This window comes from Candidatus Caldatribacterium sp. SIUC1 (assembly GCF_051549785.1).
Lineage (GTDB): Bacteria > Atribacterota > Atribacteria > Atribacterales > Caldatribacteriaceae > Caldatribacterium.
Map to the genome: position 1 here is coordinate 256,630 of NZ_CP189974.1, position 14,011 is coordinate 270,640.

The 14,011-nt window shown below is 55.3% G+C and carries 11 protein-coding genes; 4 read left to right on the plus strand and 7 right to left on the minus strand.

Going from position 1 to position 14,011, the window contains the following annotated elements; translation table 11 throughout:
• Nucleotides 1–8: 8 nt before the first annotated feature.
• From ACP6EK_RS01335 to ACP6EK_RS01350, 4 genes are all read left to right on the plus strand, one after another.
• Nucleotides 9–455 carry a MarR family winged helix-turn-helix transcriptional regulator gene (locus ACP6EK_RS01335; RefSeq protein ID WP_438316810.1) on the plus strand — a complete coding sequence of 149 codons (447 nt, stop codon included), beginning with the start codon at nt 9–11 and terminating at the stop codon, nt 453–455.
• Nucleotides 456–468: 13 nt separating this feature from the next.
• Nucleotides 469–2,196 (plus strand): ABC transporter ATP-binding protein, encoded by a 1,728-nt coding sequence (locus ACP6EK_RS01340; RefSeq protein ID WP_438316812.1) that lies wholly within the window; start codon nt 469–471, stop codon nt 2,194–2,196.
• Complete coding sequence (locus ACP6EK_RS01345) at nt 2,189–4,012, plus strand: ABC transporter ATP-binding protein (protein ID WP_438316815.1); 1,824 nt, start codon at nt 2,189–2,191, stop codon at nt 4,010–4,012. Before ACP6EK_RS01340 ends, ACP6EK_RS01345 begins: the two co-directional genes overlap by 8 nt.
• 176 nt (nt 4,013–4,188) lie before the next feature.
• Complete coding sequence (locus ACP6EK_RS01350; RefSeq protein ID WP_026140718.1) at nt 4,189–4,965, plus strand: DeoR family transcriptional regulator; 777 nt, start codon at nt 4,189–4,191, stop codon at nt 4,963–4,965.
• A 6-nt stretch (nt 4,966–4,971) separates the two neighbouring features.
• Here the strand turns inward: ACP6EK_RS01350 and ACP6EK_RS01355 are convergent, their stop codons facing one another.
• From ACP6EK_RS01355 to ACP6EK_RS01385, 7 genes are all read right to left on the minus strand, one after another.
• Nucleotides 4,972–7,563, minus strand: a complete 2,592-nt coding sequence (locus tag ACP6EK_RS01355) for a HAMP domain-containing methyl-accepting chemotaxis protein (RefSeq protein ID WP_438316819.1) — start codon at nt 7,561–7,563, stop codon at nt 4,972–4,974.
• Between the two features lie 55 nt (nt 7,564–7,618).
• Nucleotides 7,619–8,452: a branched-chain amino acid ABC transporter permease gene (locus tag ACP6EK_RS01360; RefSeq protein ID WP_438316822.1), complete on the minus strand. Its 834-nt coding sequence runs from the start codon at nt 8,450–8,452 to the stop codon at nt 7,619–7,621.
• Nucleotides 8,449–9,492, minus strand: a complete 1,044-nt coding sequence (locus ACP6EK_RS01365) for a branched-chain amino acid ABC transporter permease (protein ID WP_438316825.1) — start codon at nt 9,490–9,492, stop codon at nt 8,449–8,451. Before ACP6EK_RS01365 ends, ACP6EK_RS01360 begins: the two co-directional genes overlap by 4 nt.
• A gap of 16 nt (nt 9,493–9,508) precedes the next feature.
• On the minus strand, nt 9,509–10,198 hold the full coding sequence (locus tag ACP6EK_RS01370; protein ID WP_438316828.1) for an ABC transporter ATP-binding protein: 690 nt from the start codon (nt 10,196–10,198) through the stop codon (nt 9,509–9,511).
• A gap of 24 nt (nt 10,199–10,222) precedes the next feature.
• Complete coding sequence (locus ACP6EK_RS01375; RefSeq protein ID WP_438318803.1) at nt 10,223–10,999, minus strand: ABC transporter ATP-binding protein; 777 nt, start codon at nt 10,997–10,999, stop codon at nt 10,223–10,225.
• 70 nt (nt 11,000–11,069) lie between these two features.
• On the minus strand, nt 11,070–12,317 hold the full coding sequence (locus ACP6EK_RS01380) for an ABC transporter substrate-binding protein (protein ID WP_438316830.1): 1,248 nt from the start codon (nt 12,315–12,317) through the stop codon (nt 11,070–11,072).
• A gap of 208 nt (nt 12,318–12,525) precedes the next feature.
• Nucleotides 12,526–13,935, minus strand: coding sequence for an L-fucose/L-arabinose isomerase family protein (locus tag ACP6EK_RS01385; RefSeq protein ID WP_438316832.1), 1,410 nt, complete (start codon nt 13,933–13,935; stop codon nt 12,526–12,528).
• Between the last annotated feature and the right edge of the window lie 76 nt (nt 13,936–14,011).

The window sequence follows — 14,011 nt, forward strand, 5'->3', positions numbered from 1 at the left end:
AAGAACCGTTGAAGAACCAGGGAACATCGCTTCACGATGCTCTCCTCCAGGTCATTCGGTACCACTTCATTCGATACCACCACCTTCTTGGAACTATTGGGCTCTACAGAGGGCAACCACCTGTTCTTGGCATGCTCTGGGAAAAGGATGGACGAACACAGAAAGAAATCGCCGAAGCCCTGGGCCTCCGTCCTCCCACGGTCACTGTTATACTCCGGCGCATGGAGAGAAACGGGCTGGTGCGGCGGGAAACTGATCCAAAGGACCTGAGAGCTGTGCGAGTGTACCTTACCGAGCGCGGGAGAAACCTGCAAAAGGAGGTCGAAAGGATTCACCGTGTCCTCGAAAAGGAATGCTTCTTCGGGTTTACCCAGAAAGAACGACGGCGCCTCCACGAGTTCCTCATCCGTATTCGGGAGAACCTGGAAAAAGCCACGGGAAAGCACCATACTTAGAGGAGGGAGACCGGTGAAGAAACTCCTCTCCTATCTTCGGCCCTACTGGAAAGCAGTACTCCTTGCCCCTCTTCTCATGGTGGTTGAGGTCCTCTGCGATCTTGCCCAACCCGCCCTCCTTGCCCGGATCGTGGACCAGGGGATTGCCCGGGGGGATACTCAGCTGGTCCTCCACACCGGTGTCCTGATGGTCCTCGTCGCTCTTCTGGGCATGGGAGGGGGCATCGGCTGTACGGTGTTCGCAAGCTCCGCCAGCCAGAACTTCGGCAGGGACCTCCGGAGAGACCTCTTCAGGAAGATCCTTACTCTCTCCTGCGCTGATCTTGACCGCTTTTCCTGCGGGACACTCCTCACCCGCCTCACGAGCGACGTGACCCAGCTCCAGAATGCTGTTCTTGCCGCCCTGCGCATCGTCGTTCGGGCGCCACTCCTTTTCCTGGGGGGAACGGTAATGGCGGTGGTCATGGCTCCCCGCTTTGCGCCTTTCATCTTCACCGCCATTGCCCTTGAGGTCGCCGTTTTCTCTATCCTCTTCAAAAAGGGCGTCCCCCTCTTTGCCCGGGTTCAGGAGAAGATTGACCAGCTCAACACCATCATCCGGGAAAACCTTGCAGGAATCAGGGTCATTCGTGCCTTCACGCAGGAGGCACGGGAAAAGGAGCGCTTCTTCAGGGCCTCGAGAGACCTCACCAAAGCCACAGTGCAGGCATTCCTCCCCATGGTGACCCTCCTGCCTCTTGTCCTCCTCATCATGAACCTGAGCATTGTCGCCGTCCTCTGGGTCGGAGGGCAATCAGTTATTGCAGGTCACATGGAGGTCGGGTCCATCATGGCGCTGACCAACTACGTTTTCCAGATCCTCTTTTCCCTCATGATGATCGGGCACATCCTGACCTCGGTGAGCCGGGCAAGCGCTTCGGGGAAACGGGTCATTGCCATCCTCGAGCAGGAAGCCACAATCCGCAACCCCCTCCTACCCGATACCACCCCGATCACCCGGGGCGAAGTGGTCTTCCGGGACGTCTCCTTCTCGTACCACAGCGAGCCGGTGCTTTCCGGAATTTCCTTCATCGCTCATCCCGGGGAGACCGTGGCCATCGTGGGCACGACAGGTGCAGGGAAATCGACACTGCTTTTCCTCATCATGCGCTTTTACGATCCCCTCTCCGGAGAGATTCTCATCGACGGCATCGACATCCGCACAAAAGACCTCAAGGTCCTGCGAAGCGCCATAAGCGCAGTCTTCCAGGAGCCGCTGCTCTTCTCGGGGACCATAGAGGACAACATCCGCCTGGGGAACGAGGGAGCATCGTTTGAGGAAGTGGTCGAAGTAGCCAAAATCGCCCAGATCCACGACTTCATCCTGAGCCTTCCCGAGGGGTACAGGACGCCTGTAGGTTTGCGGGGTGTCACCCTCTCAGGGGGGCAGAAACAGCGTCTGACCCTCGCCCGGGCCCTCCTGAGAAAACCGGTAATCCTCCTCCTTGACAACTGTACGAGCGCCGTGGACGCAGCCACCGAAAAACGGATCTTCGAGGGACTCATGCGGTGGCGGTTCCCGTGCACCAAATTCATCGTTACCCAGCGCATCCCAGCGGTAACTCAGGCCGACCGCATCCTTGTCCTTGACCAAGGACGACTCGTGGCCTCAGGAAAACATGAGGAGCTCCTTGAAATTTCCCCACTCTACCGGGAAATGTACGAGCTCCAGGCAGGAAGGGAGGAGGTCACCCATGTCTAAACCACCCTTTCCCGTGCTGCGGCGAGGACCGGGGTACGTTCCCGAACCCTTGGAGCGACCGGAGGATTTCTGGAAAACGCTCCGGAAGCTCTGGCAGTACCTGAGAACCCAAAAACTCAGGATCATCCTCATTGTTCTCTGCGTTGCCGCCGGGGCAATATGCACGCTTTCTGGGCCTTACCTCATCGGGAAAGCCATTGATGAGGCCATCCTTCCACGGAACCTCGTTACCCTCCTGAGGTACGCCCTGTTCCTTGTTGCGCTGTACCTTGGGGCGTCTCTGCTTGCGTTCTTCCAGGAACGCCTGGCGGTCGCTCTCTCCCAGGACGTGGCGCTTGTGCTTCGCAACGAAGCCTTCTCCTTCCTCCATGCCCTTCCTCTTCGCTTTTTCGATACCCACAACCACGGTGACATCATGAGCCGTCTCACAAACGACATCGACACCATCGGGAGCACCCTGGCAACGGTGGCCACCCAGACCATTGCGAGCTTTGTGACCCTTGCGGGCACGGTGGTGGTCATGTTCACCCTCCACCGGATGCTCGCTCTCGTTGCGCTTTCTGCCATTCCTCTGACCCTCTGCGCGACACGCTTTGTGACCAGGAAAACACGGGAAACCTTTCTCGCCCAGCAGACGATCCTGGGCCAGCTCAACGGCATCCTCGAGGAAGACCTCACCGGGCTCAGGGTCCTCAAAGCCTTCATGCGGGAAGAGCGGGAATTCGCCAGATTCTCTTCGGTCAACGAGAACCTCGCCGCAGTGGGGGTCCGGGCGCAAATCTGCGCCGGCATCATGGGGCCGCTCATGAACGTCATCGGTAATCTGAACCTTGCGTTCCTTGCGGGGTTTGGAGGGTGGTTTGTCCTCAGGGGCGCAGCGAGCATCGGAACCATTGCGAGCTTCATCGCTTACTCCCGGCAGTTCATCCGACCCGTCAACGAACTCGCCATGCAACTCAACACGCTCCAGTCAGCCATGGCAAGCAACGAGCGGGTCTTCGCCCTCCTTGAGGAAACTCCAGAACCTCCCGACGCATCGAACGCCCTGGAACCCCAGGAAATCCGCGGGGCCGTGGAATTCCGAAACGTTACGTTCTCGTACCGGAAGGGCGTTCCCGTGCTCAAGAACGTGAGCTTCTCTGTGGAGCCGGGACAAGTTGTGGCGCTCGTTGGGCCGACCGGAGCAGGAAAGACCACCATCGTCAGCCTCCTTGCCCGCTTCTATGAGCCGGAAAGCGGTACCATCCTCATCGACGGCATGGACATCCGGAGGATACGACGGGAACGCCTGCGGTCACTCCTTGGCATCGTCCTTCAGGACACGTATCTCTTTGCTACCACCGTCCGGGAGAACATCCGCTACGGACGCCCGGGGGCTCAGGACAGTGAGGTCGAGGAGGCAGCACGTCTTGCCAACGCCGAGCACTTCATCCTGAGCCTCCCCGAGGGGTACGATACCGTCCTCTCCGACGGGGGAGAAAACCTGAGCCAGGGACAGCGCCAGCTCCTCGCCATCGCCCGTGCCTTCCTCGCGAACCCCGCAATCCTCGTTCTTGATGAAGCCACGAGTAACGTCGACACCCACACCGAGCGCCTCATCCAGGACGCAATGCTCCGCCTCATGCGAGGGCGGACGACCTTCATCATCGCCCACCGCCTGAGCACTATCCGTAATGCCGACCTCATCCTTGTCGTGCGGGATGGGGAAATTGTGGAGAGAGGGACCCACAGGGAACTCCTAGAGAAAAAGGGATTCTACTCTTTCCTCTACCTGAGTCAGTTCGGAGAGGACACAGCACCGGTGGCAGCAGAATGAAATGTTATTTTTCTTGCATATTTGTGTTGCTTAAATAACACAAAAAGCGCAGGATTTCCTCTTTTTTCCAGAGAGATTTAGCCGGAGATTCGTTGACATAAGCGAGGCTACTTGATAAAATCTTTACCAAAAGTGTTACATTGATGGCTTTTATTTTTGTTTTTGCGGGAGCAGTGATGAAAAGAAAAGAACGACTCGACTACATAGGAAGGCAGTTGACCTTAAACGGCGTGGTGAGCATCAAAGAACTCGCAGAAAAGCTGGGCGTTTCCAGTATGACCATTCGCAGAGACCTCCGGAGACTCGCTGAAGAAGGTATCCTGAAGCTCATCCCTGGAGGCGCTGTGCTCAGAAGGGAACCCAATCCCTTCGAGGAAAGGGAATACACGGTCACGAAAGCACAGCTACACATGACAAAGGAAAAGATTAAAATCTGCAAAAGAGCTGCCCTCCTCATCCAGGACGGGGATACCATCATTATCGACACCGGATCCACAACGGAACACCTTCCTGGTTTTATCCCTCCGGATCTGAACCTCACCATCATCTGCTACTGCCTGAACATCTTCCTGAACGTTTACAAGAACAGCAGGCACACCCGCATCGTCTTCCCCGGGGGGTACTTCCACGAAAACACCCTGATGTTCGAGAGCCCTGAGGGTATTTCCCTCATCCGGAAGATGAGGGCCAACAAGGCCTTCATATCGGCTGCCGGGGTCGACGAAAAGCTCGGTGTCACCTGCGCCAATTTCTATGAGGTGGAAACAAAAAGAGCCATCATCGAATCATCGGACGTCAAAATCCTCCTCGTCGATTCCACGAAGTTTGGAAAGGTTACTGCTGCGTATTTCGCCGACCTGAAGGAATTCGACATCGTCATCACCGATACCGGCATTCCCGAAAAATACGCCAGGCTCCTGAAAGAGCTGGGTATAAAGACGTATGTTGTGTGAGCCTCCTCAAACGGTAAACCGCCCCAGACCCTCCTTAAGCATCTCCGCCTTACGGGCCATGTTCGCAACGGTGGTCTCAATTTCCTGAAGTGCCGCATGCTGTTCCTCCGAAGAGGCGGCAACTTCCTGAGAGGCAGCGGCGTTTTCCTCAGAAATTGCGGCAACATTGCTCAACGCCAACGACATCTCTTCCACCATTTTCCGGATGTTCTCCGTCCGGAGCTTGTTCTTCTCCGAAACGGTCATGACCTCCTGGACCAGTTCCGTGATACGTCGAGAAGAGTGTTCCACAAGGGCAAAGGACTGAGTAATGGTCTCCGTCTCATGGGTCACAATGTCATTTGCTCTGTAAATGTCCTCGAAGGCCAGCTGCGCCCTCTCCACAGCCCTGTTGCCCTCCTCAACCCTTCGGCGACTCTCCTCCACAGAGGACACCGCTTTCTCCACACCTCGCTGGACCTCCTGAATCAGGGTGGCAATTTTCTGAGCAGCCTGAGCCGACTCTTCGGCGAGCTTGCGCACTTCTTCGGCCACCACGGCAAAGCCTCGTCCGGCTTCTCCTGCTCGAGCCGCCTCAATCGCCGCATTGAGGGCGAGGAGATTGGTCTCCTCGGCAATGCCAGTGATGAGATCCGTGATGCTCCCGATTTCCCTGGAACTCTCCCCGAGCCTGCCTGCGATTTCCCTCACAGAAAAGACGGACTCCTCAATAGCCCGCATGGACTGCACCACGTCCTTGAGGATTGCCTGTCCCCTCTCAGAAGCGGAAAAGGCGGAATCCACAGCCCGTCTGACCTCTTCCAGGTTCCCCCCCACAAGGGCAACCTGCTCCTCAACCTTCCGCACTTCCTGCAGAGTCTCCGAAATCTTTTCCACCTGGGCGGCAATTTCCCCATCGATGGCTTGCGCTTCCGCCACGAGCTCTTCCATGCGCCGGGCAACACCGGCAAGACTCTGGCTCTGCTCTTCTGAACCACGGGCCACCTGAGCCACGGCCTGAGCCACCTGGCTTCCAAGGGTGAGGATTTCCTGGGAGGCACGATGCAGGTTCTCGGTTGCTGCAATCATCTCGCGGGCGACAGAGGAAACCTCAAGGAGAAAGCGGCGAAGAGCAGAAGAGGCCTGCCCGAGGGAAGAAAGCAGGTCCCCTATCTCATCCCTCCGGAGGTTCGTGATCTCCCCGGTCAGGTCACCCTGCTCGAGCCTTTTTGCAAAGGCAACACCCTGGCGAAGTGGCAACACGATACCCCGGGAAAGAACGGTACTGAGCACCAGCGCGATGACCACAATGGCCACGGCGACAAAGCGGAAAATCTGCGAAAACACCCTCTGCGTTCGCTCCATAGCGGCCACGCCTCGTACAAACAGCGAAAGAACCTCCTGATTCATCGCGTCCATGGCCTGCGTTAGGTCCTCTTCTACCCTCCGTATCTCTTCCATAGCAGTTGCAACCTGGGCCTCAAGAGAGGAAAGTTCTCCATCGATCTGTACGACTTCCTGCCACGAGGTCTCAAGGGGGCGGAAATGCTCCTCAAGGAAAGACTGTGCAGCCTGAGAAGCGTAGAGTTTCAAGAAATCGCCCTCAAAGAACCGTTTGACACTCCCCAGCACACTCTCGGTGAGCGTTCTGGCCCTCTCCTTGTCCTCTCCTCCCAGAAGGAGAAAGTTCTTCCGTTCACGATCGAAGAGGTTCAACCGTTCCACCCATCTGTCAAGGCGCAATTCTTCAAGACCGTTCTGGAGCTCCTGGTAAGCCATGTTGAACTCCATGAATACGTCGCCTCTTTCCCCGGGTTCAAGCGTAAACAGGGCCTGCACGAATTCCTCGCATTTCTCCTGGAAAGCGCCGAGTTTTGCAAGGAGACGATTCTTTACCTCCTCGGAGAACTCGGCTTCCTCGATGCTTCTTTTCAGGTCCTCAAGACGAGCACCCACACCTTTACGAATTTGCCCGTGGGGGTCACCGCAGAATGCGGCTTCAAAGAGGTTACGGTAGACCTCCCCAAGGGGTACAGCATATCCCTTGAGCTCTTCACCCACGTTTTTCACAAAGTCAAAAACCGAGGTTGAAAGCTTATCCGTGGCGACTGCCTTGTCATTTCGGGCACGAAGCTTCACCAGGCGTTCCCGCCACATATCCCGCAGGTTTCGGGCCTTTTCGTCATAAGTGTTCTGGAGGCTCCAGAGTCTGTCGAGTTCCTCCGCAAGGACGGTTCCTTGAGGCAGAGGAGAAAGGGCATAGGAGAAGTTCTCTTTTTCCCAGAGCTCCCCATACCGGGAGAGGAATTCCTCCGAAGCACTCCCCAGACGGAAGGCTTCAAGGTACATTTTTGAGCGCTCACTCAGGGCAGTAAAAGCCGCTTCCATGGCCCCGAGGCGATCCGGATCCTCTTCAAGGAGATACGAGGAAAGCAGGGCATTCTCCTGAGAGACGATCCCCTTAAGACGCGACGTGGCAAGAAGGAGAGGGAAAGACTTCTCCACCTCCCCAAAAGACGTCTGCACCCTCTGGAAGGCAAAAAGCGCCATCACCCCGACCACACCGGCCAGGACTGCAAGGACGAAAAAGCCCAGATATATCCTTGTTCTCACAAGCACAAGGATCACCCCTCTTTGTGGGTTTTCTCTCAGGGCCCAGGAGCGCAAACCCAAGCTACGCTTCTATCGGCCGTGCAAGGAGAACGGCTGCCATGGCGATGAAGGCAACAATCTCAGATCCCGCCGGCCAGTAACGACCGGTAATGGAGATAAGCATACCAAGGGCAAAGGAAGCGAGAAACGTCCCCCGGAGATTCCCAAGACCACCAGTGAGCACCACCGCAAAACAGAGGAGGAGGATGTGCGAGCCCATGTAGGGATGCACGGCAGTAATGGGGGCGTAGAGCACTCCACCAAGGGCCGCAAGAGCGCTGCCCAGAACAAAAGCCAGGGAGAAGTACTTCTCCACACCAATCCCAAGACAGCGCACCCCTTCCCGGTTGTCTAAGGCGGCCACGATAATCTTCCCCACCATGGTTTTCCTCATGAAGAGTTCAAGCCCGAAGAACACCACAATTGCCAGCAGCACAACCAGAATACGGTACGTGGGGAAAACAAAACCCAGGATGTCCACCGTCTTCCCCAGGGGATCGCTGACGGGTTTCGGGAAAACCCCCCACAGCCATTTCACGATGTCCACGCCGATGAGGAATACTGCGTAGGTGGCGATGAAGGTGTAATCCAGCGATTCCCCATAGAGACGGCGAATCACAAACCGTTCAATACCGTATCCCGCTAAAGCAGCAACAGCAACTCCCACCGCACCGCCCCAGAAAAACGGCACACCCAGACTCCTGATTGAGGCTATCAGGAGATACGCTCCGAGGGTATAGGTGATGGTGTGAGCGAAATTGATCACCCTCATGGTCCCAAACGTGAGGGAAAAACCGACGGAAATGAGGTACAACACCGCCCCAACAGTCAACCCGTACATGATGGCGTAGATCATCGGGACATCCCTTCCTTCGAAGAGCCTGATTTTGCGCGAGCAGCAAGCCCTGAATACAGGGCTTCAAGCCCACCCCAGATGCCACCCCGAAACCTGAAGACGATAAGAAGAAGCGCCACCCCAAGGAAGAACTCCCAGCGCTGGAAGTACACCGGAAGGAGGTTGGTGATGAGCATGTAAATGATGCCTCCAAGAAGGGCGCCATAGAGCCGTCCTGAGCCCCCAAGAAGACAGGCAAAAACAATACCAGCATTGGCGTGAACGTCCAGCGTATTGGGGTTCACATAGCCATAGTTCAGGGCCGTGAGTGTCCCACCGAATCCGGCCACGGTGGCGGCCACAACGAAGGTCACCCACTTGTAAAACTGGGTGTTGTACCCCAGAAATCTGACACGTCTCTCGTCTTCCTTGATGGAACGCAGAAGCACCCCATAGGAGGAAGAGGTGAATATCCGAAGAAGGAGAAAGACCAAAAGCAGAGAAGCCAGAACGAACCAGAAACGAAAGGCGGGATTCCGGAAATTCACGTACCAGAAACTCAGATTGCGGATGCTGAGGCCATTCTCTCCCCCCGTGATGTCCTTGAGAGGGGACATAACGAGGAACCACCCTACCCGGTTAAAGGCCAGATTCGCCAAAGCAAAAGCGGCCCCGGCAACCCTCACGGTAATAGCCCCAACAGCCATCCCTGCAAGGCACGCTGCCACAACCCCAAGCACAATGGCCAGGAGAGGGTTGGTGGTCAGGTACCGAAGTGCAAGGCCCACGGTGTAGGCACCGACCCCAACGTAGAGGAGATGCCCAAAGGAAAGCCTCCCCATATACCCGTAGAGGAGGTCAAAAGAGAGCACAATGATGCAGAAGATGGCAAAGTCCGTTGCCCGATGTGCTCCAAGAAACGGCACCAGAATGAGGAAAACGACACCGATGAGAATGAGCTCCAGGGCTTTTTGTCCCACCCCCGCCTGGGTCAGCTGCTTCCCCACTGCGACGAAGGTCTTCTCCAGAACCAGGCCCCGTTCCTTCACCACATTGCCCATGACCTTCAAACCCCTTTCATAGAGCCTTCTCTAGGAGGCTGGTATTGCAGATTTCTGAAGTGTCGTCCAAAACCTGGGTAACCTTTCCTTCCTTGAGCACCACAACCCGATCGGCCAGCTGGCTCACCAGAGGAAGGTTTTGCTCCACAACAACCGCCGAAAGTCTACCCTTGAGGTGTTTCAGAATCCTTGCGATTTCGTTGATGACGATGGCAGCCAGACCCTGTGTGGGTTCATCAACAAGAAGAAGCTTCGGATTGCCAATCATTGCCTGCCCAACGAGGAGAATCTGCCGCTGCCCACCACTCAGCTGACCGGCCTTCAAGTTCAGAAAATCCTTCATCTTTGGGTAAATCTCAAGCACCTTATCCAGTGCCTGTGAAAGAGGTTCACCACTGGAATACGCGGCAATCTCGATGTTTTCCCGAACAGTGAGGGAACTGAAGACCTTTTTATCCTGGGTAACGTAGCGGATACCCCGGTGGTAGAGCTGTTCCGGTGGTAAGCCCGTGATGTCTCCGCCATCAAAGTATATGGAGCCCTTTAAGGGGCGGAGGAGTCCCATAATGGTTCTGAGCAGCGTCGTTTTCCCCGCGCCATTTCTCCCCACCACAAAGAGCATTTTCCCTTCCTCAAGGTCAAGCGAGACATCATGGAGCACCTTTGCATGACCGTAGGCAACGTCTATGCCTGCTACCTGAAGCATACCCCTACCCCTTTCTCCAGAACGTCACGCTCCTGAGACCCCTGCGCGCTCGAGGGTTTCCTGTTTCCCCCAGTAACATTCGTTGACCAGGGGGTTCGTAAGAACCTCGGAAGGATTCCCCTCACAGATGATGCGCCCTTCGTTCATCACACAAAGCCGGTCCACAAAGTCGACGATCGTCGATATCTTGTGCTCAATGATGCCGATGGTGATTTTGCCCTTTAGGGATTTGAGGAGCGAAAGCACCTTGGCAATCTCGACATCGCTCAGGCCACTGAAGGGCTCATCAAGGAGGAGGAGCTTCGGTTTGAGAGAGAGCGCAAGGGCAATCTCAAGGAGTCGCCGATCACCATAGGAAAGTTCACCAGTCACCGACCCGGCCTGGCTCTCAAGGCCTACAAGTTTCAGGGCTTCGAGCGAATCGGCCCAGGTACTGGCAGCGGGAGTCGTCATGAACTTCCACAGGGATTGGTACATTCCGCTATGCCAGGCAACGCATGGAACGAGGTTCTCCCACACTTTGAGGGAGTTAAAGACGGACACAAGCTGAAAGGTGCGGACCATCCCCATCTTGACCCTCTCTTCGGGAGAGAGATGCGTCACATCCCGACCCTGGAAGAAAATTCGCCCCGCAGTAGGCGGAAAGAACCCGGAAAGGAGGTTGAATAGCGTCGTTTTCCCCGAGCCGTTCGGCCCTATAACACCCAGGGTCTCGTTCTCTTCGATCCGCAGATCCACGCTGTTGACGGCAACAAGTCCTCCAAACCTCTTGGTCAATCCACTCGTTGTTAGGAGACTCACTCTCAAGAAACCTCCCCATGAAAAAATTGGGGCAACCGCTACTCTTTGAGAGTAGCGGTTGCCCTTGGGTTCACTTGTAGCCCATCTCTTCAAGCGGCAGACACAGTGCCTCGGTTTCGAAAGCTTCGATGATTTCGGCGTAGTCCCACTTATCCGCGCGCTTGTCAGCTCCCTTTCCTATACCAATGAAGTAGGCGTACTTGTAGAAAGGTCTCCCATCCGGACGCCACCAGGCCGGTCCTTTAAAGCCCATGAACTCCGGATTCTCCATCAAAGCCTGGTATACCTTTGCCGGATCCGTGGACTGAGCAAGCTGTATGCCTCGCAGGAGTTCTTTCATCGCCATATAGGCGTATGCCGCCATGACGTCGGGGATATTGTTGTACTTCGCTATCCAAGCCTTACGAATCCTCTCAGCGTTTTCATACGTTGCCGGATCCTTGTCCTTGAGGATGCTCAAATCGTGGTAGAGCCACATCCCCAGAGTGACTCCGTCGAGGGCTTCAGGAGGAATACCGGCAGCGAGGCTCGCCACTATGGCATTGAAGAATATCTTGGTGTGCTTGCTCAACCCCAGTTCATGGGATTGCTTCAAAATCTCAATGGCATCGGTACCCCACTGTCCCATCTGCACAACATCGGGTTTCGACTCGATGATTTTGAGGATGTAGGAGGTGAAATCCGGTGTACCCACAGGAGTCCAGATGAATTCGAGCTTGATATCGGGGTGCTTTTCATAAACCTGCTTCAGCCCAACGGCCACTCCGTGACCATAGGCGTAGTCCGGGAGACAGGCGATGACGTACTTGGGCTTGAAGGTTTTGATGACGTATTCGGCAGTCATTCGACCGATGGCATCAACGGCACCCTGGGAGGTGAGGAAGTACGGAGCTTTGTTCTCTTTGCGGAAAACCTTTTCCTCGATGGAATTCGAAGCGATGACCATGGCGCTGCCATCGAGAATCTGTTCATTCACTGCCGTGGTGACATGGGCAAAGGTGCCAAGGACCATGAGCCGTATGCCTTCCTCTATGAATTCCCGGACTCTCCGAACCGCAACATCGGGCTTTGTTTCGTCATCCCGGACAACTGCCTCCACTTTGTACACCTTGTCCCCTATTTTGATGCCTCCTGCTTCGTTCACTTCGTCAATCGCCAGCAGTGCCCCTTCAGTCTGTACCTTCCCCGTTGGTGCACCCACTCCGGTAAGACTGAACATAACACCGACCTTAATCACGTCTTCGGAGAAGGCAACTCCCCACCCGACAACTGCAAGCACCACTACACACACCACACTCAACAACCGCCACCGACTCATTCCCCTTTCCTCCTTTCAACCGGTTCAGTCAGGTTTCTGAAGACGATTCTTCTCAAAGCACCGAAAAACCCTAAGAATGCTCTTCTTCTAACATCACCTCCCGACCTTTTGGGAAAGTAACACCAAAACATGATACTTTTTTAACAAACTCTCGGGCAACATCATAACACCTGAACACCCCCATCGTCAAGAGCTTTTACCCTCTCATTTACCCCAAAACCCTTGCCTCAATACCCACCATTGAACAGAACTCCACAAGACAATCCACGTGGTTTCCTGCAACGGTATGAAGGTGGTTAGAGCCCAGGGTCTCAATAAGAGTTTGAGGAGAAACACGAAGGCGCACAAAGGCCTGAGGCCATTCGGGAGAAGCTTCTTTAAGCTTTTCCACAGGTTGTTCCACAAACTCTCCTGCAAAGATGACCATCCAGTACTTCCCACTTTTTCTGGCAAGTCGGGCAAACGTGGCCTCCCCGGGAGCGGCCATATACTGCACCGCTGCACCGCCTCCAGGGTAGTAGAAAGGCGTCTGGGGGTATAAAGAGACCCTTTTCAGGTTCTCCTCTGGATTGCAAGACCTTGCGGCGTAGAACGTCGCCATGGAACCACAGTTACTGAAAACGTACACATCGTCCTTCGCATCGTAATGACGAAGGTCGTAAAAGAGCACAGGTTGTTCAGTCATGAGCTTGAGGATTTGCATGGTCAAAGCCCCATCAAGATCCGCTTCGCAGGCGCACACCGTGGGTTCCTTCGGTCCATCCATGTCGTAAGGGTCGTTGAGGAAAGCCTGGGAGAGACACTGGGTAACAAAGGCATCGCTGAGTTCCGGTTGACATTTCACAGCAACGAAATCAAGGCCTTTCTCTTTCATGACGTCCTTCGTGGCGTAGTAGGAACGTATCTGGAGCTTGAGCTTTTCCTCCGTCAGGGATTTCCCGTCCCAGTGAATGTGGCCCACCTTCTCCTTGAACCAGTCTAAGGCTTTCTGTACCTGGTCTTCGGGGATTTCCTGAGATCTTCGGACGATTTCGAACTGATCAACGTGCTCCAAGTCAACGCCAAAAAGGGATTGCCACTGAGCTGTATCTGCAGTTCCCACGTACATTCCCATGCTCCGCCCTCCAAGAAGGCCACAGGTCTGTCCCCGGAGGCGGCGAACCGCTCGGGCCGCTCGTCCAAAGCGGAGGATTCCTGCGACGATTTCCGGATCCTCCGGATCGCCCCAGATCCGACCGTGCCGGATTCCCACCTGGTCCAGAGAGGCCCCACTGGCAATCATGCCGATAAGGCCCGGGTACCGCGGATTGAAACTGGCCACAAGGAGCACAGGGCTTTGGGAGTTCCTTGCCGCGACGGTAGCCAGATGGGGGAAACTCCACCCGGCAAAGTGAAAAATGACCCCATCAACGCCCATCCGGTCCAGTCGTTCGACTTCGACTTTCGCCTCTTGCGGAGTCTGAATCACCTTTTCCCCCACAAGAACCTGAACCTGCCCGGTTTGCTCCAGAGCCTTGACGAGACGACTCTGAAACTCAAGATTCACAGGGAGCATTTCCTGGTAAGCAGTGGGTCGAGGGTCTGAGAAGGTGAGAAGACCAAGGGTTACCAATGTCATCCCTCCTTCAATTCCTGTTGTCAAAGTCACACAGGTACTGTACCACCTTTTGGTAAAGATGTCTATACCAAAGACG